Genomic DNA, 23351 nt, shown 5'->3' with positions numbered 1-23351 from the left:
TGGGCACGCTCGGCAAGGTGCCGATGGCCGCAACTCAAACGACAAGGACGTACAGCATGGACCGATCACATCAACTCAACCGCGCCAGCTGGGATGAGCGCGCGCCGCTGCATGCTGCCTCGAAGGACTACGAGGTCGAGCAGTTGGTCCAGCAGCCGGCGCACCTTTCCCAGACCGTACGCTTCGACCTGCCACGCCTTGGCGATATTCAGGGCCTGCGCACCGCTCACCTGCAATGCCATATCGGCACCGACACCTTGTCGCTGGCGCGCTTGGGCGCGCTGGTGTGCGGGCTGGATTATTCGGCAGCTTCGCTGATGCAGGCGCGGCGCCTTGCCGGGCGTTGCAACACAGCCATCGACTACGTAGAAGCCAATGTCTATGAGGCCGATCAGGTACTGCAGGCAGGCACCTTCGACCTGGTCTACACCGGAATCGGTGCATTGTGCTGGCTACCGCGCATCGAGCCTTGGGCCCGGGCAGTGGCGGCCTTGCTCAAACCTGGCGGTCGGCTGTTTCTGCGCGATGGCCACCCGATGCTGATGGCCGTCAATGAAGACCATCAGGACCGGCTGCAATTGGAATATTCCTACTTCGAGCACGAAGCGCCGACGGTTTGGCACAGCGACCAGACTTACGTCGACAGCGATCAACGCCTCACCCAGACCGAAACCCATGAGTGGAACCATGGTCTGGGCGAAGTCGTCAGTGCCCTGCTGGCGCAAGGGCTGCAACTGACGGCACTGGTCGAGCACCAGAGCATCCCCTGGGAGGCGTTACCCGGCCAGATGGACAAAGGCGCCGACGGCGAATGGCGCCTGCGCCGGGAGCCTGAGCGCTTGCCGCTGAGTTACACCCTGCAGGCGATCAAGGCCTGATCAGGACAGGTAACCTCCGTCGACATTAAGCGCTGTACCGGTGGTGTAACTGGAGGCATCGCTGGCCAGGTACAGCACGGCGCCGGCCATTTCCTTGGGGTCGGCCACGCGTTTGAGCGGAATCTGCTGCAGTGCAGCGTTGAGGATGGCGTCGTTTTTCACCAGCGCCGAGGCGAACTTTGTGTCGGTCAGGCCAGGCAGCAAGGCATTGCAGCGGATGCCGAACTGCGCGCACTCCTTGGCGAAGACCTTGGTCATGTTGATCACCGCAGCCTTGGTCACCGAGTAGATCCCCTGGAAATGCCCCGGCGAAACCCCATTGATCGACGCCACGTTGATGATGCTGCCGCCGCCGTTTTCACGCATCAGCTTGCCGGCTTCGACGGACATGAAGAAATAGCCACGGATATTGACGTCGACGGTCTTCTGGAAGGCGCCCGCGTCGGTGTCCAGCACGTTGCAGAACTGCGGGTTGGTGGCGGCGTTGTTGACCAGCACGTCCAGGCGGCCGAACTGTTCGCGGATACCGGAGAAAACCTGCTGGATCTGTTCCAGTTCGCCGATGTGGCAGGCCACTGCGGTGGCCTTGCCGCCTGCGGCGATGATCGCGTCGGCCACCTGCTGGCAGCCCTCGAGCTTGCGGCTGGAAACGATCACGTGAGCACCTTGCTGGGCCAGCAGGTGCGCGATGGCCTCGCCAATGCCGCGGCTGGCGCCGGAGACGAAAGCGATCTTGCCATCGAGGTCGAACAGGTGGGTCTTGGACATGCTGTTTTCCTTGTTGTCTGTCGTCAGAGCGTGGACTTGGCTATTACCTGCAGGCTCATCTGCTCCAGCAGCCGGTTCATGTGAATGAACTGGGCAAAGCGCTTGTCCTGAGTCTGGCCGTGGTAGAAGCGGTAGTAGATCTGCTGCACGATGCCCGCCAGGCGGAACAGGCCATAGCAATAGTAGTAATCGAAGTTGTCCAGGCGGATGCCCGCACGCTCGGCGTAGTAATCGACGAACTGGCGGCGGGTCAGCATGCCCTGGGCATTGCTCGGCTGGCGCCGCATCAGTTGCACCGGCGCCGGGTCGCTCGCCTCGATCCAGTAGGCCAGGCTGTTGCCCAAGTCCATCAGTGGGTCGCCGATCGTGGCCATCTCCCAGTCCAGTACGCCAATGATGCGCATGGGGTTTTCGGCATCGAGGATCACGTTGTCGAAGCGGTAGTCGTTATGCACGATGCCTGGGCGAGGGTGGTCGGCCGGCATCTTTTCGCGCAGCCAGGCAATGACCTGCTCCCAGCGCGGCGCATCGGGTGTCAGGGCTTTTTCGTAGCGGCTGGTCCAGCCTTCGATCTGGCGCTGTACATAGCCCTCGGGCTTGCCCAGGTCGGCGAGGCCGCAGGCCTGGTAGTCGACTTGATGCAGCTCTACCAGGCGGTCGATGAAGCTTTTGCAGAGGGCCTCGGTACGGCTGGCATCCAGGTTCAGTTCGGCGGGAATGTCCGAACGCAGGATGATGCCGTTCACCCGCTCCATCACATAGAACTCGGCACCGATCACCGTTTCATCGGTGCAGTGGGCGTAGGCCTTGGGGCAATAAGGAAAGCCGCTGTTGAGCTGGTTGAGGATGCGGAACTCACGGCCCATGTCGTGGGCCGACTTGGCTTTCTGGCCGAAAGGCGGGCGCCGCAGCACGAACTCACGGCCTGGGTACGCCACCAGATAGGTCAGGTTGGAGGCTCCCCCGGGGAACTGGCTGATGCGTGGTGTGCCCTCAAGGCCGGCGATGTTGGCCTTCAGGTAAGGATCGATGACGGCCGCGTCGAGTTCTTCGCCGGGGCGTACCTGAGTGGACTGATCGGTGAGCGTCATGCGTTTACCTTATTATCGATCGCAAGGATTATTGGCTAATCTAATGGCCTTGAGGCATTGGAACAAGCGTGCCAGGTGTCCTATAGGTTTGCGTGTTGCCGGCCGATCACTGCACCGAATACGCCACGGCGGGCAAAAAAAAACCGAAGCCGGTCTGGCTTCGGTTTTCGTCTCGCGCGGTGCGCCCATCACTCAGGAAGGGAACAGCTCGCTGAGTTTCATCGACAGCATCATGTCGCCTTCAACGCGAAGCTTGCCGCTCATGAACGCCTGCATGCCGTCGGTCTCGCCGCTGACGATGCCCTTGAGGGTGTCGCTGTCCATCACCAGGGTGCAGTTGGCGTTCGGGTTCTCGCCTTCCTGCAGGTCGCAGGTACCGTCCTTGACGATCAGGGCGTATTTCTTGTCTTCGTCGGTGATGTCGAAGCCGAACACCAGGTCCAGGCCTTCGGCTGCAGACGGATTGAACTTCTCTTGCATCTTTTTCACGGCATCAGCTACGGAGGTCATGGCGTATTCCTTATTGAGTGATTTACGTCCCCGATCGGGACACAACAAGCCGGGCTCATCTGTAGGTAATGAGCTCCGGCACCTTCAACAACTGCACGTGGGCCTGGTTGTTGAAGGAAGCCAGTGCCACGTCGCGGCCGCGGAACTTCAGCTGGCTGAGCGACGTGTTGATGATCTGCCAGTTCAGCGAGAAGGCCTGGCTGGGGGTAATTCCAGTAGTCAGGTGAAGCAGGGCGGCAATGGTGCCTCCTGAGGTGAACACCGCGATGTTGTCGCCACTGCCGGCGCTGTCCAGCACACGTTGCAAACCACCCTGGACTCGCGTGGTGAACGCTTGCCAGGTTTCCAGGCCGTCGTCGGCCTGTTCGCCGTCGTGCCAGCGCTGCACCATCACGGCGAACAGGCGCTGGAATTCGCTGCGGTTCTGCGCGCCATTGCGCAGGATGTGCAGGGCCTGTGGCTCTTCGGCCAGCAAGCCGGGCAGCAGGGCACGGATAACACCGTCGGCATCGAACTCATTGAACGCAGGGTCGGTCTCAATGGCGGGCACTGCGCAGCCATTGGCGTGCAACGCCTCCAGCGCCAGCCGCGCAGTGTCTTGCTGGCGGCGCAGGTCACCCGCCACGCATCGGTCCAGGCGCAGGTCCAGCCGGGCAAGGTGCTCACCCAGTGCCTGGCTTTGCCGCATGCCCACCGGCGACAGCACGTCATAGTCGTCTGCGCCGAATGAGGCTTGGCCATGTCGGATGAGGTAGAGGTTGCCCACGAAGGTATCCGGCCGCTTGAAGGTTGCTGCGAGGTTAGGATGCGCCAGACGGGCTGTCAACGAAAAAACATACAAGCGTTTGAAAAGGTCGTTTGAACTGTGTTGCCAGCGTTTACCGCAGCTGGCAGCGCCACGGGCGCACCGGTATGCTTGCTAAAGTTTCGCGCCGTACAGGCGCAGGTTCATAAGGAGTCAACGTGGAGTTTCTTGCCGAATACGCAAGCTTTCTCGCTAAAACCGCCACCCTGGTGATTGCCATCCTGGTGGTGCTGTCTGCCATCGCCGGCTTGCGCGGCAAGGGGCGGCGCAAGGCTGGCGGGCAGTTGCAGGTTACCCGCCTAAACGAGTTCTACAAAGAGTTGCGCGAGCGGCTGGAATCCGGCCTGCTCGACAAGGCCCAGCTCAAGGCCCTGCGCAAGCAGCAGGCCAAAGCGGAAAAACAGCAGAAAAAAGGCAAGGTCGAAGAGAAAGGCCGGGTGTTCGTGCTCGACTTCGATGGCGACATCAAGGCGTCCGCCACCGAGAGCCTGCGCAACGAAATTACGGCGCTGCTGACCCTCGCCACGCCGCGTGACGAGGTGGTACTGCGCCTGGAAAGCGGTGGTGGCCTGGTGCACAGCTACGGCCTTGCAGCCTCGCAGCTGGCGCGCATCCGCCAGGCTGGCATTCCGCTGACCGTGTGCATCGACAAGGTGGCCGCCAGCGGTGGTTACATGATGGCCTGTATCGGCGAGAAAATCGTCAGCGCGCCGTTTGCCGTGCTCGGTTCGATCGGCGTGGTGGCGCAGTTGCCCAACGTCAACCGCCTGCTGAAGAAGCACAATATCGATTTCGAAGTGCTGACTGCCGGTGAGTACAAGCGCACCCTGACCGTGTTCGGCGAGAACACCGAGAAGGGGCGCGAGAAGTTCCAGGAAGACCTGGACATTACGCACCAGCTCTTCAAGGATTTCGTCGCCCGCTACCGCCCGCAGTTGCACATCGACGAAGTGGCCACCGGCGAAGTCTGGCTGGGTGTCGCCGCGCTGAATCGCAAGCTGGTGGACCAGTTGCAGACCAGCGACGAGTACCTCAGCGAGCGCGCTCGCAACGCCAACCTGTTCCATGTGCACTATGCCGAACGCAAAAGCCTTCAGGAGCGAATCGGCATGGCGGCGAGCGGTGCGGTGGAGAACGCCGTGGTAGGGTTGTGGAGCAAACTTGGCCGCTTGCGCTAACACCTTGAACCTCTTGAATATTTTTTCTGTTCAGGGGGTTGCAAGGTTGAATGAATGCAGACATAATGGCGCCCATCGAAACGCAGCAAACTTTGAAAAAGGTTCTACGTTTCAAGGAGATAGAAGCGTAAGCAACTAGATCCGAACTTGAGGCCGAGTAGCAAAGTGGTTATGCTCCGGATTGCAAATCCGTCTACGCCGGTTCGATTCCGACCTCGGCCTCCACATTCGAAAGCCCCGCAGATTAACGTCTGCGGGGTTTTTCTTTGGGCGTTAGAAAACCTGATCGTTTCCGCAGGCTTGAGTCATGGTGGTGAGGCATGAGTTGTGCACACCGTGCAGCTTTCGCCGTTCCAGCAGCGCCTCGATAAACTGACCAAGGTCTGCGAGTCGTTGTTTCAGACAGTAACCGACCACCACCTTCGCGCTACAGCTAAAGCCCGCGCAAAGAATTTACCGCCTCTTCACTGAATCGGCCGTATCAACTCAGCGCCCTGATTACGTACATTCCCCACGGCCTTGCCCACCGGGTACCACCTGAAATCCTCAGCCGGGCGGCATCCTGTCTTCACGATCGCTGCAGCGCGCTCAGGCGACGTGGTAGGGGCCAGCCACTCTAGAGCGGTCTCTGGCGTCAGCACCAAGGGCTTTCTGTCATGGATGTCGATCAGCCCCTGGTCTGCCGCCGCCGTGACGATCACGAACCCGTCGCGCTCGTCCGGCTCAGTGCCCTGGTGCACTTCAGCAAGCGCAGCGAAGTAAAGCGGGGCGCCATCCACGCTCGTGATGTACATCGGTTGTTTCCGCTTTGGCTCTGCTGGGTCGGGTATCCACTCGAACCAACCGTTCGCTGGCGCCAGGGCTCTACCGGCTGGCCACAGGTCTCTGAAGAACTTCCCCGTCACGACCGTCTCAGCACGAGCATTGATCGGGTCGGGGCGCTTCCCCTTCGCCCAAAATGGCGACCACCCCCACTTCACCCGATCCACGCTCAGCCCCCCGTCTACCTGGCGTATGACCTCGACGCGGGTGGAGGGCGCCACGTTGTAACGGCTTATTGGGTCGTGGTCATAACCATTTATCACGACCAGGTCCAGCGATAGCTGGCGCAGGTAATGATCCATCGATTCGTAGATCGAGTACCGTCCGCACATTGCCCACCTCTCGCCCGTCAGAATTTTCATCGCCCAGGATTGACCGAGCGGCCGATGCCGGATTTACTGTATACACATACAGTATTCATCAGGCTCACCATTATGACCATCACAATTTTGGGTACGCCATCTGGCACTACCGAGCCGCTACCGCTCTATTCATTTCATGTGCCGGCCGGATTTCCATCCCCGGCAGCGGACCATCTGGAAGGCCATATCTCTCTTGATGAGCTGTTCGACCTCCGCGCACCCCATGTGTATCTGGTGAAAGTGGAGGGCGACAGCATGCAAGGGGCGGGGATTTACTCCGGCGACATTGTCATCGTAGATCGCGGCCGTGAGGCCGAGCACGGCGACGTGGTCATTGCCGCGGTAAACAGCGAGCCGGTCTGCAAGCGCCTGCATCGTCGCGACGGCGTGGTGATCCTCAAGTCGGAAAACCCGGCGTATCCGCCGCGGTACATCATGGAGGGCGATGATCTGGTCATATGGGGCGTTGTGCGTTACAGCGTTCGCGACCATGCGCAGTGACCAAGTTTTCGCACTCATCGATTGCAACTCGTTTTACGCGAGCTGCGAGCGAGTATTCCGGCCCGACCTGGCCAAGACCCCGATCGTTGTGTTGAGCAACAATGATGGGTGCGTGATCGCCAGGTCATACGACGCCAAGCCATTCGTGAAGATGGGCGAGCCGTACTTTCAGGCCAAGGACAAGCTGCGTCGGCACGGCATCATGGCCTTTAGCAGTAATTACGCGCTTTACGGCGACATGAGCGAGCGCGTCATGTCCCTGATCGAGTCGATGGTGCCTGCCGCCGAGATCTACAGCATCGACGAGTGCTTCGCTGATCTGTCCGGTATTCAGGAAAACCTGACCCAGTTCGGGCGAAAGCTCAGGTCCAGGATCTTCCAGTGCACCGGCATACCTGTGGGGGTTGGGATCGCCGGCACAAAGACCTTGGCCAAGCTTGCCAATCACATGGCCAAGCGCTTGCAAGCGCAGACTGGCGGGGTGGTCGATATTACCGAGTCGTTCAAGCGCGATTGGGTGTTACGCAATACCAAGGTGAAGGAGGTGTGGGGAGTGGGCCGCCGTATGACTGCCCACCTTGAAGCGATGGGCATTCACACGGCGATGGATCTGGCTAGGGCTGACGCCTGGACGCTGCGACAGACATTCAGTGTGCTGGTCGAGAAAACTGCCCGCGAGTTGGCTGGCACGCCTTGCCTGGAGTTGGACGAGGCTGAGCCGCCGAAGCAGGAGATCTGCTGCAGCCGGATGTTCGGCAAGCGGCTGACTGAGCTGGCGCCCATCAAGCAGGCGGTGGCCACCTATGTCGGTCGGGCTGCAGAAAAGCTTCGGGCCCAGGGTTCGGTGTGCAAGCGCATGCGCGTCAGCGTCCGCACCGGCATGTTCAACCCGGATGAGGCGCACCACGCACAGGGGGCTTTGGTTGAGCTTCCATACCCTACCTGCGACACGCTGTTGATGACCCGATTAGCCACAGAAGCGGTTGGCCGTATCTTCAGGCCCGGTTTTCGCTACAGCAAGGCAGAGGTGCTGCTGATGGACCTGCGGCAATCAGGTGAGTTTTCAGGGGACTTGTTTGCGCTGAAGCAATCGGTGGCATGTGACCGGTTGATGCAGGTGATGGATGGCATCAACGAGCGCTGGGGGAGGGGGACGATGCGCGCCGCCAGTGTGCCGGCGACACCGGACTGGGCAATGAGGAGGGAGATGATGAGCCAATCCTATACGACGCGGATCGACCAGTTGTGGACGGTCAAATGTTGAGGCTGCCAACGGCCTGGTTGGCCGAACTCAATGACCAATCGGCTCTGGTGGCCGATCCCGATGGTCGAGCAGCTGTGCTTGCTGAACTCGCGATTGCCGCGCACCGGCGCAGCGACGTTGATGCAGACCAGCTCGTCGAGATGCTGGAGTTTGCCGAGTCTGCTCGGCTATGGGCACTGTTTGAGCGTGAAGAGGTAGCTTGAGGCGCTCGAAGCGACTGGGGGCTATAGGCCGTTCTTGTATCGGTTTGCAAAACGTCTTCGCCCGTTCGATGGTGATGCAGTTGATGCCGACCCCCTTTGAGCAGGTGGCAGGTGACGCCGCGCCAAGGCTTGAGCGCCTCCATGCTCAGGTCGATCGCACGGTCTATGCCTGATGCTCCGTGCCCGCCATATCACGGTAGTGAATGGCGGGGAGACGATTACAACCGATTGTCCGATTCAAATCACAAACCGGTGGTACTCGGTTGCTTAGCGCCGGGCTTTGGCTATGGTGGCAATACACCATCCGAATAAGACCAAAGTATTAGGAGAGCGCCATGAGGATACGCGGTGAAGTTTTCTGGGCTTGGGCTGACCCGACGCTTCACAGTAGGACTCATGACGAAAGACTCGATGACGGAACATTCATAGATGTGCAGGTGCGACTGTCGCGCACAGGTAACACGCAGATGTTCATCGGGGTGTATGCCTCAGGCGGCATGGCCCTACATGAGGAGGCATTCGATTCACGTCCCGGTGAATCCATGACCAGAGCGCTGGCCTGGGGTGTGGGGCGTGCCCGCCGGATCGCGGCCGGAGAGATTGATCAGTCGGAGCGCTCTAAGACTGGTTAAGGCCTCCCGTTTTCGCGCTTATCTTGGCAGCTAAGAGTGAGCTCAGCGGGGGGAGAGGTGATACGTTCGTCGGGTTTTCACCAGCAGTAAGAAACACCAGGCAGGTGTGCTAGTCGGTGTAAGTAGTACTGATAAGAAACATGGACTTGCGGGTGAATTCTCATGGACACTGATAATCAAGAGCGCCAGTATCATGCGTACCAAGCGCTCAAAAGGCTCAGCGAGTTGACGGCTGATACGATGACCAAGATTGCCTATGGGCAAATCGATAGCATCGATTGGTACGATACCTGCCGCAGCCACCGTGAGGCGTTCGATTACTGGATGGAGTTCGCCGATGCCCAGAATCTCAGGGTTCTGGAGGCGCCCCAGTTGAGAGGCGCGAGCAATAACTCTAGCCAGCGTTTAAGAAGTCGATAGCATTTAGAGCGTCAGGGCGTTCATGAATGATTTCCCTCAGGCCTTGCGCTACACGAGGGCAAAATCAGTGACGCAGCCCTTTGCGTCGATGGCGACCGTGAGCACTTGAGGGTCGCTCAGGCCCAGGCCCTCTTCTGTATAGACAAACGCCCACCGAAGCAATCTCAGCTCCCCCCGGCTCTCGCAGTTCTCATACGGGCCAAGCAGTCGCTCTAGCTCGGCTGATGTGGAGTGCCCGCAAACGATGTACTTCAACTGCTCCTCAATCCGGGTAGCGCTGATGCTGAAACTTTCAAGCAGCATTTTGCGCTCCAGAGCGGTCATCAGGCGATTTGAATCCGCTTGCATCGTCTCAATACACTCCATAACCAGCTCGTAGGTTTGTAGGGCAATTCCCGGTCGGGAGCGGATTTTACCCATGAAATGTACTGAGTAGTACAAAAAGATGACCAAGGGTCTTGCGCTAGCTGATCACCCGCTGTGGCGCGCGACGGCCTGGGAGTCGGTTGTTTCCTCGGGGCCAAAGATTTCCGAAACCGAGCAGCTACGGAGTGAGGGTGAGGCTGCGTGACGGTTGGCATTCAGCGTCCGGCGGTATTAGGCCCACCAGAAAAAGAAAACCCGCCAACAAGTGGCGGGCCCAAAGAACGTGAGAAGCAGTGTCAGTGTGCCAAGGCGTGTGTCATGAATTCGTGAAGAGCATGTAGACAATCAGTAATGCCTGGCTCACTCATGGCTCAGCTCAAGTGCGCTGATCACACACACCGAAGCATCCTCTGCCGGCGTGTCATCGCTGAAGTCCACTTGATTGTAGACCCCGCCGTGGAAATTCAGCGTCTGCGTTGCCCACGATGGCCCCAGTTGCAGCCCGACCGTGGTGCCACTGCGGCCATTGCAGTTCGCGCTGACCTTGCAAGCGCCGTCTTCGCTAACCTCGATACTCACATCGAAACGCACGCCCAGCGGCACATCGGCCAGCACGGTGCTGTTGAGAGGCGTTGCCTGAGTCAAATCTGAGCGAAAGCCTACAGTGATTTTGCCTTTGTTCCAGAACACCTTGATTGGCGGGCTGTTGTTATCTTTCACATGCAATTGGGCAATGACCACCTTTTGCGCCAGATTGACCTTCTCAAGGGTCATGGTCTGGTGATTGCGGTGGCGGGCGGCACTGCCCAGTGACCAGTACACGGCTTCCTTCCATTCGCAGCGTGTGCGGTGAGTACTCTTGCTGGCCGCGCCCTTGGTCGGGGCGGTCATGCGTATCGAGCCGTCACTCTGGCGGGCAACAACGCTGGTCAGGGTAGCCAAGGCCTGTGCGCCAGTGACCTCCAGGGCAACCGGGTTGGAGGGCGATTTCGGCACCGGGGTGGTGATGATCAGATTGTCGATGTATACGGCCATGAAATTTCTCCTTGAAAATTCCGAGTCCTGCAAGGTTTGCGAGCCTGGCAGGCAGGGGGGAAGTTCCATCGAAGACGTGTTTCACTGATGAGGCGCAGGGAGAAAAAAGCCCGCCATGCTGGCGGGCAAGTCACGTTTGAAGGGAGAGCCTGTAGGATGGGGGCAACCGGTTAAGTCAGTATTAACCCCCCATCCATTGACCATGGCTGCAGATGCGCCTATACAGGCGTGCCATTTTTCCGGGAGCGACCATGCGCGACGAAGACGACCTGCACGAGCCTGAACACGATCACCTGCTCGACCACGAATTTCTCTACGACGGCTTTGAACCTGAGGCGGATGCGCAGGGTGCCGAGGATGAGGTCGAAGAGGATGATGCGCTGCTGGATGACCTCGATGACCTCGATGACCTCGATGATGACGAGCGCGACCATCCAGCCTGGCACGATGACCTGGACGACTGACTCAGCGCCCGTCCAGCGAGAATCGCCCGGGGCCGCTCACCGCCAGCAACAGCAAACCGCCAACGATGCTGAGGTTCTTCAGGAACTGGGTCATGTTGGCGGCACGTTCAGGGTCGACCATATTCCAGAACGGGTGCCCCAACAGCGCGGTGCCCAGTACGAACAGGGCGAACAGCAAGGCTAGCGGACGGGTATAGAAGCCGAGGATCAGGATGATGGCGACGAAGAATTCCATGATCACGGCGACCGCTGCGGCAACCATGGGCGCGGGGGCCCCCAGCGACGTCATGTAGCCGACCGTGCCCTCGAAGCCGGTCAGCTTCGCCCAGCCGGAAATGACGAAGAGGATCATCAACAGCACACGGGCGACCAGGATGATCACGTCGCGTTGACCAGCAAGCAGGGAGTAGCGCATGGCAGCCTTCCAGTGGATGCAGACAAACTCCACTCTAGCAGCTGCAAGGCGAATTTCCGCCGGGCAGCAAAAAGGCGCCGTATGGCTAATGTCGGTCAGTTGGCGTTGTCAGGGCTGCTATGCAGCACATCGCTTGACTGAAGGGCATCACCGGAAGGGCGCCTTTTCGAGGAATATGGTGCGAGTGGCGGGACTCGAACCCGCAAGGCTCACGCCGACAGATTTTAAGTCTGCTGTGTATACCAATTCCACCACACTCGCACGCTTGAAACCGGCGCGCCTCTGAACAGAAGGCGCTGGTAATCAGGCGCGCTTTATAACCCATTGTTATAGTTGAGTCAACCATAGCGCCTATGATCAAAGGAGTGGGTGGCATTTGCACAGGCGATTGACACCTCGCTGTCATTAGGCCACTGTGCCGTTCCTTACTGGATCCAATAAGTGCAGCGTCTGCGTACTTAGCCAGCCATCATCGTGCTAACGGGTGCATCGTCCGCCCATGCCTGAGGCTACGCTGGCCACACTCATTACCGCCCAACCGCTGTGCCAGTGGAGTTTGCATGGTTTCAGCCGACTGCATCGCCCCACCTGCAATGACCGCCAACCGCTACGAGCAACTGGTGCAGGCTGTGGTGGACTATGCCATCTACATGCTCGACCCTTCTGGCCTCGTGGTGTCGTGGAATGCCGGCGCTGAACGGATCAAGGGCTACCGTGCCGACGAGGTGATAGGCCGGCATTTCTCGCTGTTCTTCACACCCCAAGACCGCGCTGAAGGGCGCCCTGACTATCTGCTCAAGCAAGCCCTCGAGCTGGGCGTGGCGCAAGATGAGGGCTGGCGGGTACGCAAGGACGGTACGCAATTCTGGGCGTTGGCCGCCCTCGATGTGATCCGCGATGATCTGGGACAGATCATTGGCCTGGCCAAGGTCACGCGCGATATTACCGACCGGCGCGAATCGGCACTGCAACTGGACGCCATGCGTGCTCAGCTGTTCCAGGCGCAAAAGCTCGAGGCGCTGGGCCAATTGACGGGCGGATTGGCGCACGACTTCAACAACCTGCTCACCATCATCATGAGTTCGGCCAAGCTGGCACTGAACAGCCCGGACCCCGTGCGCGTGCAGCGTATGCTGGAGCACATCCTGGATGCAGGCCAGCGTGGTACCGAGCTGACGCAGCAACTGCTGACGTTCGCCAGGCATCGGCAGATGGATGTCACGGTGGTGGCGCCCGCTACGGTACTGGCTTCCACGCGCAGTTTGCTGGAGCACGCCTTGCCGAGCGCTATCGAACTGCAAGAGCACCTGCAACCTGACCTGCCCGTGATCGAGGTGGATGCCGGGCAGTTGCAGATGGTACTGCTCAATTTGCTGTTCAATGCCCGCGATGCCGTCGGTGAGCGCGGCACAATCTGTATTGCGCTTGATGCTGTCGAGCTTACCGGCGAAGTAGACGGGCTGCACGGCACGTTCGTGTGCTTTGAAGTGCGCGACTCCGGTGCTGGCATCGACTCCCACGTGCTGCCACGCATCTTCGAGCCATTTTTCACCACCAAGCCTTTTGGCAAGGGTACAGGTCTCGGGCTCAGTCAGGCCTACGGCTTTGCCAAGCAAAGCAACGGCGCAATCACTGTGCAAAGTACGGTCGGCAAGGGCACCTGCATGCGCCTTTACCTGCCGGCGTCGGAGCACGCTGCGGCCCCTCAACCCCACAGGTAACTCCCATGGTTCAGGCACTCAAGCGGCTGTTGACGGGGATCGAAGGGCTCGATGCCTTGCTCAAGGGCGGCCTGGTCACAGGCGGCTCCTACATCGTTCAGGGCCCACCTGGCGCGGGCAAGACCATCCTCGCCAACCAGTTGGCATGTGGTCATGTACGCAAGGGTGGACGAGTGTTGGTTGCCACCCTGCTCAGCGAGCCCCATGAACGGCTTTTTCAGTATCTGGCGACCATGGGGTTCTTCGACTCGGCGCTGATCGGTGACCAGATCCAGTTCGTCAGTGCCTTCGATACCCTCGAAAAGGAGGGGCTCGATGCGGTGGTCAAATTGCTCCGCCAGGAAATTGCCCGGCAGCAAGCCAGCCTGCTGATCGTCGACGGCCTGCTCAATGCCAGGGTCCGCGCGGAAACCACACTGGATACCAAGAAGTTCGTTTCTGAACTGCAGGGGCATGCCGCTTTTGCCGGCTGTACCGTGCTGCTGCTGACCAGTGCCCGGCTCGATGAAGGCAGCCCCGAGCACACCATGGTCGATGGCGTGATCGAACTGGGGGAACAGTTGCTGGGTAGCCGCGCCGTGCGCCATGTGCAACTGCGCAAGACGCGGGGTAGCGGGGCACTGTCCGGGCGCCATGAATGCCTGATCGACGAGGACGGGATCCATGTTTACCCGCGCCTGGAAGCGCTGTACAGCCACCCCAGCCAGCTGGGTTCGGCCACGCTGAGCCAGGTGACCTCGGGCGTAACCGCGCTGGATGAAATGTTGGGCGGCGGGCTGGCCAGTGGTTCGGTGAGTTTGTTGATGGGCCCCTCCGGTGCAGGCAAGACGTCGCTGGGCCTGGCCTTTCTTGGCGCAGCAACCGCCGAGAGCCCTGCGCTGCATTTCGGCTTCTATGAAACACCTGCCAGGGTACGCCTGAAGGCCGCTTCCTTGGGTTACGACTTCGACGCGCTGGAGCGGCAAGGTGCTTTGCAACTGAGCTGGCAGCCGACGACCGAGGGCTTGCTCGACCAGGTGGGTGCACGCCTGTTGGAACAAGTCCAGCAGCAGGGTAGCAAGCGTGTGCTGATCGACAGCCTGGGCGCATTCAGCCGCCTGGCAACTGACCCGGCACGGCTCAATGCGTTTTTCCGCGCCTTGACTGGCGAGCTGCGCGCACGCGATGTCAGCGTCATGCTCACCTGGGAGATGCGCGACCTGTTTGGCGCGGAAATCACCGCCCCGGCTCCCGACCTGTCGAGCATCGTCGATAACCTGTTATTGATGCGTTTTGTCGAACTGGATTCGCAACTGCGGCGCATGTTGTCAGTGCTCAAGGTGCGTGACAGCCATCACGACCCTGCGCTGCATGAGTTGCATATCGGCCCACAGGGCATTCACCTGCACAAGGCTTTCGAGGGCGCATCCGGTGTGCTCTCAGGTACGCCCGTGCCCCAAGGCGGCGGGTGAAGGGCGGCGGATGAACACTATTCTGATCGTCGATGACGAATACCTGATCGCCGATATCCTGGGCTTTGCCCTGGAGGACGAAGGCTTTCTGGTAGAAAAGGCGAGCAATGGGCGCACGGCCCTGGAAGCGTTACAGGAAAAACGCGTGGATCTGGTGATCACCGACTACATGATGCCGGTGCTCAACGGCGAAGAGTTGGTGCTGGCTATTCGCAAAGAGCTGCAGTTGCCCGACCTCCCTGTGATCCTGATGAGTGGCGCGCAGGCCAGCCAAGGACGCCCGGAGCTGTTCGCTGCGGCGTTCGACAAACCGTTCGACGTGGACAAGTTGATCGCCAAAGTGCGCGAGCTGCTTGGCGCCTGAGGCTCGGGCTGCGGTAGGTACGCAATCGATCAAGCGCGTCCGTGCGGCTTGAAGTGTCGCAATCAGTGTTGATCGTCGTGCTTTTCCGGCGCCGGGCTACCGGCCTGGATACGCTTGAAGATTTCTTCACGGTGCACCTGGACATCTTTTGGTGCATCAATGCCAATCCTCACCTGCATCCCCTTGACGCCCAGAATGGTGACTTTGATGTCATCGTTGATGACGATGCTTTCGCCAACCTTACGGGTGAGTATCAGCATGTAGTTCTCCTTGGTGGTATCGAAATCCACCCGGCAAGTGCCGCAGTGGTGGGAGCCTGTCCCTCTTCCTTCTCATTAAAGACGCTTTCGGCGGATATTAATTCCCCGTAAAGCAAATTCTGTTGTGTGTCTTTAGTTGCAGGTGCCGTGGTGAAACGCGGGTAAGCGTCCGGCGAAGGTGCTCGGTGGCAAGGATAGGGCGCTTCGGCCTTAATGGGAAATTTCTCTGCATGATTACAGGTATAGGCTCGTTCAATTGGCTTGTGCTTGCTCCAGTGCCTGCAGAAACAACAGCAATGCCACTTCTTCGGGATCAAGGCCCTTGCGCACGCGGCGGCCAGGAAGCTCTGCCAGGCGTCCCAACGCGTAATGCTCCAGCACGGCAGGGTGGATATAGCAGCGCCTGCATACGGCCGGGGTGTTACCCAGGCGCGCGGCCACCTGCTTGACGATGCTCGCAACCTGGCGCTTGGCCTCGCTCTCCGGCTCCCAGGCCAGCGGCCTGAGCAGGCTCAGCGCCAGGCTGCTACCTGCCCAGGTGCGGTAATCCTTGGCAGTGAAATCGGCACCGGTCAGTTGCTGCAGGAACTGGTTGATCTCACTGGACCCAATGCTGTGCCGCTGGCCTTCTTCGTCCAGGTACTGGAACAGCGCTTGGCCCGGCAGCTCCATGCAACGTTTGAGCAGGTTGGCCAGGCGTCGGTCGCGCAGGGTGACATTGTGTTCCACGCCGCGCTTGCCGCGGAACTGGAAGCGGATGGTGCTGCCCTCGACCTTCACATGGCGGTTGCGCAGCGTGGTCAGGCCGTAGGATTTGTTGTCGCGCAAATAGCGCTGGTTGCCAATGCGGATCAGTGTGTGGTCCAGCAGGCTGACCACCAGTGCCATTACCTTCTCCCGGTCCAGCCCCGGGCGCGCCAGGTGCGTCTCCAGCTGTGCGCGAAGCTTGGGCAATGCCTGGGCGAAGGCCAGCATGCGTCCATATTTGTGTTGATCGCGCAGCTCACGCCACTGGGCGTGGTAGCGGTATTGCTTGCGGCCACGCGCATCGCGCCCTGTGGCTTGCAGGTGGCCTTGCGGGTCGGCGCAAATCCACACGTCGGTGTAGGCTGGCGGGATCACCAGGGCGGCGATGCGCGCCAGGGTTTCGCTGTCGCGCACCCGCTGGCCTTGGGCATCAAGGTAGATGAAACGGTCGCGCCAGCGGCGCCGGCTCAGGCCGGGCTGGCTATCGTCAACGTAATGCAGGCTGGCGGGTAAGGTGCAGTCAAGCATGGGCGGCACGCCTCGATCAGGTCACTGATCAATGGACAGCGGCCGCGCGAGTGATGCTCAGCCCAATAGCGCTACCGACTTTATCTGCGCGATCAACGCCTGCCCTGGATGCAGGCCGAGCTGGTCCGCCGAGAAGCGGGTGATGCGCGCCAGCAGGGCATTGCCGCCGGCATCCAGGCTGACCAGCACATGCGCCGGGTTGTCTGCCGGGTGCACGTCACGCACCCGCACGGCCAGCCGGTTAAGGATGCTGGAGGCGCCATCTGGCGATAGCGTCAGGCTGACGTCGCGGGCCTGAATCTTGACCCGCAAGGTGCTGCCCGTTTCGTGCGCCGGGTGGGCAATCCGGAGCAACGGCGCTTCACTGCCAGGCAGGCGCAGGTCGAGCAAGCCGTAATGGGCGTCGTGGTCAACCACCACGCCCTCTAATACCGCGCCGGCATCGTCGCCCTGGGCCAGCGACAGGTCCAGGCGCGCGAGGGTTTGCCCAATCGGGCCGCTGGCCGTTGCCCTGCCTTGCTCCAGCAGCACCAGGTGGTCGGCCAGCCGCGCCACTTCGTCCTGGGCATGGCTGACGTAGATCACGGGAACGTCCAGTTCATCGTGCAGGCGCTCCAGGTAGGGCAGGATCTCGCGCTTGCGCGGCCCGTCCAGTGCGGCCAGGGGCTCATCCATCAATAACAGGCGCGGGCTGCTGAGCAGCGCCCGGGCGATACCCACACGCTGAGCCTCGCCGCCCGACAGGGTTGCCGGCCTGCGTTCGAGCAGGTGGCCGATGCCCAGCAGTTGGCAGGCCTGGTCGAGGTTGACCTTGCGCTCGCCTGGTGCAATTCGCCGCCAGCCGAACGCCAGGTTGCCGCGCACCGACAAGTGCGGGAACAGGCTGGCCTCCTGAAACACGTAGCCGACCGGCCGCAGGTGGGGCGCCTGGAAGTGGTTGCGCGCACTGTCTTCCCAGACTTCACCGTTGACCTCTATATAGGCGCTCGCGGCCCTTTCCAGGCCGGCCAGGCAGCGCAGGCACGAGGTTTTGCCCGAGCCGGAATGGCCGAAGAGGGCGCTGATGCCGCGCCCTGGCAGTTGCAGGTCGACATCCAAGGTGAAGTCGTCACGCGCAAGCTTGATGCGCGCCACAATCGATCCGCTCATTTCAGCTCCAGCCAGGCTTGCCTCGGCGCCCTGCGTACAGCAGGAGCAGCACCAGGAACGAGAACACCAGCATGGCACCGGCCAGCCAGTGGGCTTGCGTATATTCCATGGCCTCGACGTGATCGAAGATCTGCACCGAGACCACGCGGGTCTTGTCAGGGATGTTGCCGCCAATCATCAGTACCACACCAAACTCGCCTACGGTGTGGGCAAAACCAAGGATGCTGGCGGTGATGAAACCAGGCCGTGCCAGCGGCAGCACCACATGTACGAAGGTGTCCCACGGGCTGGCGCGCAAGGTCGCGGCGACTTCCAGCGGGCGCTGGCCGATGGCAGCGAAGGCGTTCTGCAGCGGTTGCACCACGAACGGCAGGGAGTACACCGTCGAGCCGATCACCAGGCCAGTGAAACTGAACACCACGCTGCCCAGGCCCAGGGCCGCGGTGGCCTGGCCTATCCAGCCATGCGGGCCGAGGGCGATCAGCAGGTAAAACCCGATCACCGTCGGCGGCAGCACCAGCGGCAGCGCAACCACCGCGCCCACCGGCCCGCGCAGCCAAGAGCGCGTACGCGCCAGCCACCAGGCGATGGGCGTGCCGATGAGCAGCAAGATCAGGGTGGTCAGGCTGGCCAGCTTGACGGTCAGCCAGATGGCCCCCAGGTCACTGGCGTCCAGTGGCATCAGCGTTCATAACCATAAGACTTGATGATCGCAGTGGCTTTGGGGCCTTTGAGGTATTCAACCAGTGCCTTGGCCGCCGGGTTATCTTTGCCCTTGTTGAGAATGACGGCGTCCTGGCGGATAGGGTCGTGCAGTTCGGACGGTACGACCCAGGCCGAACCACGGGTGACTTTGCCGTCCTTGTAGATCTGCGACAGGGCGACGAAACCCAGCTCGGCATTGCCGGTGGAGACGAACTGGAAGGCCTGGGTGATGTTCTGGCCTTCGACGATCTTGCCCTGGGTGGCTTGAGCCAAGCCAAGCTTGGCCAGTACTTGTGTGGCGGCCAGGCCGTAGGGCGCCGTTTTCGGGTTGGCGATGGACAGGTGCTTGTACTGGTTTTTCTTCAATACCTCACCTTGGGCGTCAACGTAGCCGTCCTTGGCCGACCACAGGGCCAACGTACCAATGGCGTAGGTGAAGCGCGAGCCGGGGACGATGTCCTTTTCCTGCTCCAGCTTGGCCGGGGTGCTGTCATCGGCGGCGAGGAACACCTCGAACGGCGCGCCGTTCTTGATCTGTGCGTAGAACTGCCCGGTGGCGCCGTAGGCAGCGATCAGCTTATGGCCGGTGTCTTTCTCGAAGTCCTTGGCGATGGCCTGGATCGGCGCGGTGAAGTTTGCGGCGACCGCAACCTGCACCTCGTCGGCCCAGGCGCTGTTGACGGATAGGATGCAGGCGAGGGCAGTGGCGGCCAGGAGGGGCAAGCGTGTACGCATGAAAACAGCTCCTTGGGAGTTCAGGTTATCGTTATAGCGGTAACTATATAGCGATAGCTCTGAAGCCGGAAGGTGCTGCCTGGTTTGATAGCTGAAATTGGCGCACTCCCTTCAGGGGCAGGCACCCCACGCCAGTCGCTAGCGCCCAACCAGTGTCAACGCCCTCTCTGCAATTTCCCGGGTCAGCTGTTCAGCCGGCATCGCCTTGCCCAGCCGCAACGCTTGCCCTGCCCACAAGTTGCTGAAGTCGCTGTTGCCTTGTGGATCGGTGATTGCCCGCAACGGCATCAGCGCGCCGCCAGCCAGGGGGAAGCGTGGCGCCAGTTCACTTATCGGCCCCAGTTCGCGCATGACGCGGTTATTGATGCCGCGTGCCGGGCGCCCGGTGAACAGGTTGGTCAGGGCCGTGTCGCTGGCCGAAGCACTGTCCAGCGCGCGCCGGTGGGCCGTAGACACCTTGGCCTGCGGGCAGAACAGGTAGGCCGTGCCGATTTGCACGGCGCTGGCCCCCAGGGCCAGCGCGGCAACCAGGCCACGAGGGTCAGCGATGCCGCCAGCGGCGATCACCGGCACCCCGACTGCATCGGCAACCTGCGGCACCAGGGCGAAGGTGCCGATCTGGCTGTTGATGTCTTCACTGAGGAACATGCCGCGATGGCCACCGGCTTCACTGCCCATGGCAATGATCGCATCGCAACCCTTGGCCTCCAACCACAGTGCTTCTTCCACCGTAGTGGCGCTGGACAGCACCTTGGCTCCGGTTGCTTTCACACGCTGCAGCAGCGCAGCGTCGGGCAGGCCGAAGTGGAAGCTCACCACCTCCGGGCGCAGTTGTTCGACCCACTGGCAGCTGTGCTCGTCAAAGGGGGCGCGATTGGACACCGGGGTGGGAGCCTCGAAGTCGGCGCCCACTTCGGTGTAGTACGGCTTGAGTGCCAGCTTCCAGCGCTTGTCGCGGTCGACGTCAGGGGCTGGCGGCTGGTGGCAGAAGAAATTCAGGTTCAGCGGGGCGCTCGGGCAAGCGCTGCGAAAGGCTGCGATCTCGTCGCGCACCTGCTCGCCGGTGAGCATGGCGCAGGGCAGGGCGCCCAGGCCCCCGGCGTTGGCCACGGCGATGGCCAGGGCCGAGCCGCTGGCGCCGGCCATGGGCGCCTGGAGAATGGGCAACTCGATGCCCAGCAGATCGAGAATACGACGGTCTGGCCAGTTGCTCATGCAGTTCTCCCAGCGGTTTTACAGGGCCTTGCTGACGTGGATCTCGCTGATCTTGTCGGCGTCGTCGCCGTGGATCTTGCGCAGGGCTTCCAGTGCCTGCTCGTGCGAGGCATCGGACATGACGGCGAAGTCCCAGCGGCGTTCGCCGTCGAGCTTGTATTTGATGACGTACTTGATGTTCTGGTTCATGGCGGTCTTATCTGAGTTTGGACGACGAACGACGGATGATCTTGATCTTGTGGGACAAGGTTGGCTTGCGCGTTACCGAGATCGGGCGCGTGGTCACGGTGTCGATGGTGATGTTCCAGAAACCGGTGCTAGGTACCGTGATCTTGGCCGGGAACCGCTCGAAGTGGCCGCCGTGGTAGGTGTGTCGGCCGCCGTTTTTGAAGCTGCGGAAGTTGGCGTCGTTCATCAGGCGGATGTTGCAGCGTTGAGAGCACTCGATGACGACGATGTCGTCCTCGTTGAGATGCTCGCGCTGGTGTACGAATTTCATGGGGTGCTCCGCAAAGTCGGGTTCAGCAAACGCGAACGATACCACGATGTCGGGATTGGCTGGCGCGCCGGATGGCGTGGGGCTAGATAAATCTGCCAAAGCACGGAGCAAAAGTGCCTGGCCGTGGTCTGATGCATTCCTGATAGCTGAGGTATGCCAAATGAAGTGGATGGTGGCGGCGTTGTCCCTGACGCTGGGTGGTTGTGTCAGCGTTTCCGAGCTGGAGCAGTCGCACGAAACGATGGATGTGATCTCTGGCAAGACGCCCCGCGAGTATGCCGACTGTGTCAAGAAGGAGCTGGCGAACACCCGTGATCCGTTGGTCGAAGAGCAGCGCGGCGATGGCCTGCGCTTGATCGTGCCGCAAAAGCTGACGGCCGGCGCCGGGCCAGCGGCACTGGTGGATATCGATGAACGTGGCAGCGGGAGCAGCATCAAGCTGCATGAACGCTTGAACAACTTCCCACTGCGTTTGGGCGATGTGCGCACTGCGGCGACCAAGTGCATCTCTGGCGGTTGATCTGGCTCAAGTAAAACGCGGTTAACAAGGCCAATTGCCATGTGCTGGTCGTGTTGCCGTTGTTGGCAGTTCCCAGGCGGGGCTAGTATCCATTTGCTTATGTGTTTTAAGCCTAAGCTTATAACAAAAGAAATGGAGATTCGTGATGACCCCGTTGAGTCGAGTCCTGATCGGCAGCCTGCTGATCGTGGCCTGGCCCATGGCGCATGCCGCCGATGGCCAGAAGATCTTCACCCAGGGTGGCGCCAACCCCGCCGCCATGGCTTGCCTGGGCTGCCATGGCCCTGACGGCAAGGGCATAGTCGCCGCTGGCTTCCCACGCCTGGCCGGCCTGCCGGCAGGTTACCTGAGCAAACAGTTGCATGACTGGCGTGCCGGCAGCCGCAAACAAGCGGTGATGGAACCGCTGGCCAAGGCCTTGACCGAGGATGAGATCACGGCCGTCAGCAGCTACCTGGCCGCCCTGCCAGGCGAGCAGGCCCCAGGCGTGCGCCGTCAGCAGATCGCTAACGATCCCACCACCCGCCTGGCGCTTTACGGTGACTGGAGCCGTAACATTCCCGGTTGCGTGCAATGCCATGGTCCTGGTGGCAGTGGTGTGGGCGAGCACTTTCCGCCCCTGGCAGGTCAGCCTGCCAGCTACCTGGCGGCGCAACTCAACGGCTGGCGCGATGGCAGCCGCAGCAACGACCCCAATCAGCTGATGGTCGGCGTGGCCAAGGCCCTGACCGACCAAGAGGTCCAGGCAATCGCAGCATTCTTTGCCAACCCTGCCAGCCAGGAGGTCAAGCCATGAAAGCCGTGAAAGCCAAGAAAGCACTGATGCCAGCGTTGCTGCTGTCGGCCATGGGGCATGCGGTTGCGGCGCCCATCGCCATGGAAGACCAGTCGCAGTTGAACGTTACTGCTGCCAAGGGCTCAGCGCAGTTTGCGCCTCCCGCTGAGCGTGAACTGCCCGACAACGCTTTCGGCAACATGGTGCGCGAGGGCCATGCGCTGTTCGTCGACACCCGCCGACTGATGCCTGAGGCGGTGGGTAACGGCATGAACTGCAGCAACTGCCACCTGGACCAAGGCCGCTTGGCGCACTCCGCGCCGATGTGGGGTGCGTACCCTATGTATCCGGTATATCGCAAGAAAAATGACAAGGTCAACACCTTCGCCGAGCGTATCCAGGGCTGCTTCCAGTTCAGCATGAACGGCAAGCCACCGGCCGCAGACAGCCCGCAGATGACCGCGCTGTCGGTCTATGCCTACTGGTTGGCTACCAAAGCCCCTACAGGGGTGGAGATCGCCGGGCGCGGGTACCCTGAAGTACCGCAACCCAAGGGTGGCTATGACTTCAAGCGCGGTCAGCAGGTCTACCGCGAGCAGTGCGCCATCTGCCACGGGGACGACGGCGAAGGGCAGAAGGTGGCCGACGAATACGTGATGCCGCCGTTGTGGGGCAAGGATTCCTACAACTGGGGCGCCGGCATGCACCGGATCAATACGGCCGCTTCCTTCATCAAGCACAACATGCCGCTGGGCCGGCCAGGCAGCCTGAGTGATCAGCAGGCGTGGGATGTGGCAGCCTGGGTCAACCGCCACGAGCGGCCGCAGGACCCTCGGCTGGTGGAGGGCTCTGTCGAGAAGACCCGGCTGAAGTTTCATGCCAACGACGGCGTCAACCTGTATGGGCAGAAGGTCGACGGGGTGCTGATCGGGCAGGGCACCGGTAGCTGACGCGCTCACCGTTGGCGC

At 60.9% G+C, this 23351-nt stretch carries 30 protein-coding genes and 2 tRNA genes; 15 read left to right on the top strand and 17 right to left on the bottom strand.

Annotated features, from left to right (window positions below):
* Positions 1 to 56 precede the first annotated feature (56 nt).
* Positions 57 to 878: a class I SAM-dependent methyltransferase gene (locus ABRP30_RS17050; protein ID WP_349974907.1), complete on the top strand. Its 822-nt coding sequence runs from the start codon at positions 57 to 59 to the stop codon at positions 876 to 878.
* Here ABRP30_RS17050 and ABRP30_RS17045 read toward each other — a convergent pair whose 3' ends face one another.
* The 4 genes from ABRP30_RS17045 to ABRP30_RS17030 all read right to left on the bottom strand — a co-directional run bounded on the left by ABRP30_RS17045 (position 879) and on the right by ABRP30_RS17030 (position 4013).
* Positions 879 to 1646, bottom strand: a complete 768-nt coding sequence (locus ABRP30_RS17045; protein WP_349974906.1) for an SDR family oxidoreductase — start codon at positions 1644 to 1646, stop codon at positions 879 to 881.
* Between the two features lie 23 nt (positions 1647 to 1669).
* A complete protein-coding gene (locus ABRP30_RS17040) occupies positions 1670 to 2737 on the bottom strand; it encodes a phosphotransferase family protein (protein ID WP_241805357.1) in 1068 nt (355 codons plus the stop codon).
* A gap of 192 nt (positions 2738 to 2929) precedes the next feature.
* Entirely contained in the window at positions 2930 to 3247 is a 318-nt protein-coding gene (locus tag ABRP30_RS17035) for an SCP2 sterol-binding domain-containing protein (protein ID WP_241805356.1), read from the bottom strand.
* A 55-nt stretch (positions 3248 to 3302) separates the two neighbouring features.
* Entirely contained in the window at positions 3303 to 4013 is a 711-nt protein-coding gene (locus ABRP30_RS17030) for a histidine phosphatase family protein (RefSeq protein ID WP_349974905.1), read from the bottom strand.
* Between the two features lie 197 nt (positions 4014 to 4210).
* Here ABRP30_RS17030 and sohB point away from each other — a divergent pair, with 197 nt between their 5' ends.
* On the top strand, positions 4211 to 5230 hold the full coding sequence (sohB, locus tag ABRP30_RS17025; protein WP_241805354.1) for a protease SohB: 1020 nt from the start codon (positions 4211 to 4213) through the stop codon (positions 5228 to 5230).
* Between the two features lie 151 nt (positions 5231 to 5381).
* A tRNA-Cys gene (locus ABRP30_RS17020) sits at positions 5382 to 5455 on the top strand.
* 239 nt (positions 5456 to 5694) lie between these two features.
* Here ABRP30_RS17020 and ABRP30_RS17015 read toward each other — a convergent pair.
* Complete coding sequence (locus ABRP30_RS17015) at positions 5695 to 6384, bottom strand: SOS response-associated peptidase family protein (protein WP_349975163.1); 690 nt, start codon at positions 6382 to 6384, stop codon at positions 5695 to 5697.
* A gap of 102 nt (positions 6385 to 6486) precedes the next feature.
* On the opposite strand from ABRP30_RS17015, the gene ABRP30_RS17010 reads away from it, so the two are divergent.
* From ABRP30_RS17010 to ABRP30_RS16990, 5 genes are all read left to right on the top strand, one after another.
* Positions 6487 to 6915, top strand: a complete 429-nt coding sequence (locus tag ABRP30_RS17010) for a LexA family transcriptional regulator (protein WP_241805353.1) — start codon at positions 6487 to 6489, stop codon at positions 6913 to 6915.
* Complete coding sequence (gene umuC / locus ABRP30_RS17005) at positions 6905 to 8179, top strand: translesion error-prone DNA polymerase V subunit UmuC (protein ID WP_349974904.1); 1275 nt, start codon at positions 6905 to 6907, stop codon at positions 8177 to 8179. The genes ABRP30_RS17010 and umuC overlap by 11 nt, the downstream gene beginning before the upstream one ends.
* Positions 8173 to 8382 (top strand): hypothetical protein, encoded by a 210-nt coding sequence (locus tag ABRP30_RS17000; protein ID WP_267817012.1) that lies wholly within the window; start codon positions 8173 to 8175, stop codon positions 8380 to 8382. The genes umuC and ABRP30_RS17000 overlap by 7 nt, the downstream gene beginning before the upstream one ends.
* A 335-nt stretch (positions 8383 to 8717) precedes the next feature.
* On the top strand, positions 8718 to 9014 hold the full coding sequence (locus tag ABRP30_RS16995) for a hypothetical protein (RefSeq protein ID WP_241805350.1): 297 nt from the start codon (positions 8718 to 8720) through the stop codon (positions 9012 to 9014).
* A 162-nt stretch (positions 9015 to 9176) separates the two neighbouring features.
* Entirely contained in the window at positions 9177 to 9434 is a 258-nt protein-coding gene (locus ABRP30_RS16990; protein WP_349974903.1) for a hypothetical protein, read from the top strand.
* Between the two features lie 48 nt (positions 9435 to 9482).
* Here ABRP30_RS16990 and ABRP30_RS16985 read toward each other — a convergent pair whose 3' ends face one another.
* Positions 9483 to 9854, bottom strand: a complete 372-nt coding sequence (locus ABRP30_RS16985; RefSeq protein ID WP_349974902.1) for a hypothetical protein — start codon at positions 9852 to 9854, stop codon at positions 9483 to 9485.
* 306 nt (positions 9855 to 10160) lie between these two features.
* Complete coding sequence (locus ABRP30_RS16980) at positions 10161 to 10835, bottom strand: polysaccharide lyase family 7 protein (RefSeq protein WP_349974901.1); 675 nt, start codon at positions 10833 to 10835, stop codon at positions 10161 to 10163.
* Between the two features lie 251 nt (positions 10836 to 11086).
* Between ABRP30_RS16980 and ABRP30_RS16975 the strand changes: the two genes are divergently transcribed.
* Positions 11087 to 11299, top strand: coding sequence for a hypothetical protein (locus ABRP30_RS16975; protein WP_349974900.1), 213 nt, complete (start codon positions 11087 to 11089; stop codon positions 11297 to 11299).
* Between the two features lies 1 nt (position 11300).
* Here the strand turns inward: ABRP30_RS16975 and ABRP30_RS16970 are convergent, their stop codons facing one another.
* Positions 11301 to 11714, bottom strand: coding sequence for a DoxX family protein (locus tag ABRP30_RS16970; RefSeq protein WP_241805345.1), 414 nt, complete (start codon positions 11712 to 11714; stop codon positions 11301 to 11303).
* A gap of 176 nt (positions 11715 to 11890) precedes the next feature.
* Positions 11891 to 11975: transfer RNA gene (locus ABRP30_RS16965), tRNA-Leu, on the bottom strand.
* A 299-nt stretch (positions 11976 to 12274) separates the two neighbouring features.
* On the opposite strand from ABRP30_RS16965, the gene ABRP30_RS16960 reads away from it, so the two are divergent.
* From ABRP30_RS16960 to ABRP30_RS16950, 3 genes are read left to right on the top strand one after another with little or no spacing between them, the layout of a single operon-like run.
* On the top strand, positions 12275 to 13435 hold the full coding sequence (locus ABRP30_RS16960; protein WP_349974899.1) for an ATP-binding protein: 1161 nt from the start codon (positions 12275 to 12277) through the stop codon (positions 13433 to 13435).
* Positions 13436 to 13440: 5 nt separating this feature from the next.
* Positions 13441 to 14886, top strand: coding sequence for an ATPase domain-containing protein (locus ABRP30_RS16955; RefSeq protein WP_349974898.1), 1446 nt, complete (start codon positions 13441 to 13443; stop codon positions 14884 to 14886).
* Positions 14887 to 14896: 10 nt separating this feature from the next.
* Entirely contained in the window at positions 14897 to 15250 is a 354-nt protein-coding gene (locus ABRP30_RS16950) for a response regulator (protein ID WP_349974897.1), read from the top strand.
* Between the two features lie 62 nt (positions 15251 to 15312).
* Here ABRP30_RS16950 and csrA read toward each other — a convergent pair whose 3' ends face one another.
* The 8 genes from csrA to ABRP30_RS16910 all read right to left on the bottom strand — a co-directional run bounded on the left by csrA (position 15313) and on the right by ABRP30_RS16910 (position 21088).
* Positions 15313 to 15510 carry a carbon storage regulator CsrA gene (gene csrA / locus ABRP30_RS16945; RefSeq protein ID WP_012315047.1) on the bottom strand — a complete coding sequence of 66 codons (198 nt, stop codon included), beginning with the start codon at positions 15508 to 15510 and terminating at the stop codon, positions 15313 to 15315.
* A gap of 252 nt (positions 15511 to 15762) precedes the next feature.
* A complete protein-coding gene (locus ABRP30_RS16940) occupies positions 15763 to 16785 on the bottom strand; it encodes a DNA topoisomerase IB (protein ID WP_241805341.1) in 1023 nt (340 codons plus the stop codon).
* Between the two features lie 57 nt (positions 16786 to 16842).
* Positions 16843 to 17934 (bottom strand): molybdenum ABC transporter ATP-binding protein, encoded by a 1092-nt coding sequence (modC, locus tag ABRP30_RS16935; protein ID WP_349974896.1) that lies wholly within the window; start codon positions 17932 to 17934, stop codon positions 16843 to 16845.
* A 1-nt stretch (position 17935) separates the two neighbouring features.
* A complete protein-coding gene (gene modB, locus ABRP30_RS16930; protein ID WP_267816947.1) occupies positions 17936 to 18616 on the bottom strand; it encodes a molybdate ABC transporter permease subunit in 681 nt (226 codons plus the stop codon).
* A complete protein-coding gene (gene modA, locus ABRP30_RS16925) occupies positions 18616 to 19374 on the bottom strand; it encodes a molybdate ABC transporter substrate-binding protein (protein ID WP_267816945.1) in 759 nt (252 codons plus the stop codon). Before modA ends, modB begins: the two co-directional genes overlap by 1 nt.
* A gap of 138 nt (positions 19375 to 19512) precedes the next feature.
* A complete protein-coding gene (locus tag ABRP30_RS16920; protein WP_267816943.1) occupies positions 19513 to 20589 on the bottom strand; it encodes a nitronate monooxygenase family protein in 1077 nt (358 codons plus the stop codon).
* Between the two features lie 18 nt (positions 20590 to 20607).
* The gene (locus ABRP30_RS16915; RefSeq protein ID WP_241805336.1) at positions 20608 to 20778 is read right to left on the bottom strand and encodes a hypothetical protein; all 171 of its coding nucleotides are present in this window, start codon (positions 20776 to 20778) and stop codon (positions 20608 to 20610) included.
* Positions 20779 to 20785: 7 nt separating this feature from the next.
* Positions 20786 to 21088, bottom strand: a complete 303-nt coding sequence (locus tag ABRP30_RS16910; protein WP_241805335.1) for a DUF1883 domain-containing protein — start codon at positions 21086 to 21088, stop codon at positions 20786 to 20788.
* A 160-nt stretch (positions 21089 to 21248) separates the two neighbouring features.
* Between ABRP30_RS16910 and ABRP30_RS16905 the strand changes: the two genes are divergently transcribed.
* The 3 genes from ABRP30_RS16905 (at position 21249) to ABRP30_RS16895 (ending at position 23333) form a co-directional block, all read left to right on the top strand.
* Positions 21249 to 21608 carry a hypothetical protein gene (locus ABRP30_RS16905; RefSeq protein ID WP_267816941.1) on the top strand — a complete coding sequence of 120 codons (360 nt, stop codon included), beginning with the start codon at positions 21249 to 21251 and terminating at the stop codon, positions 21606 to 21608.
* Positions 21609 to 21753: 145 nt separating this feature from the next.
* Positions 21754 to 22404, top strand: coding sequence for a cytochrome c (locus tag ABRP30_RS16900; RefSeq protein WP_267816939.1), 651 nt, complete (start codon positions 21754 to 21756; stop codon positions 22402 to 22404).
* Entirely contained in the window at positions 22401 to 23333 is a 933-nt protein-coding gene (locus ABRP30_RS16895; RefSeq protein WP_349974895.1) for a c-type cytochrome, read from the top strand. Before ABRP30_RS16900 ends, ABRP30_RS16895 begins: the two co-directional genes overlap by 4 nt.
* Positions 23334 to 23351 lie beyond the last annotated feature (18 nt).

The sequence above is a fragment of the Pseudomonas sp. WHRI 8519 genome, assembly GCF_040224055.2.
GTDB lineage: Bacteria > Pseudomonadota > Gammaproteobacteria > Pseudomonadales > Pseudomonadaceae > Aquipseudomonas > Aquipseudomonas putida_X.
The sequence above is the reverse complement of the archived record's forward strand: the minus strand, read 5'-3'. Positions and strand labels throughout refer to the sequence as shown.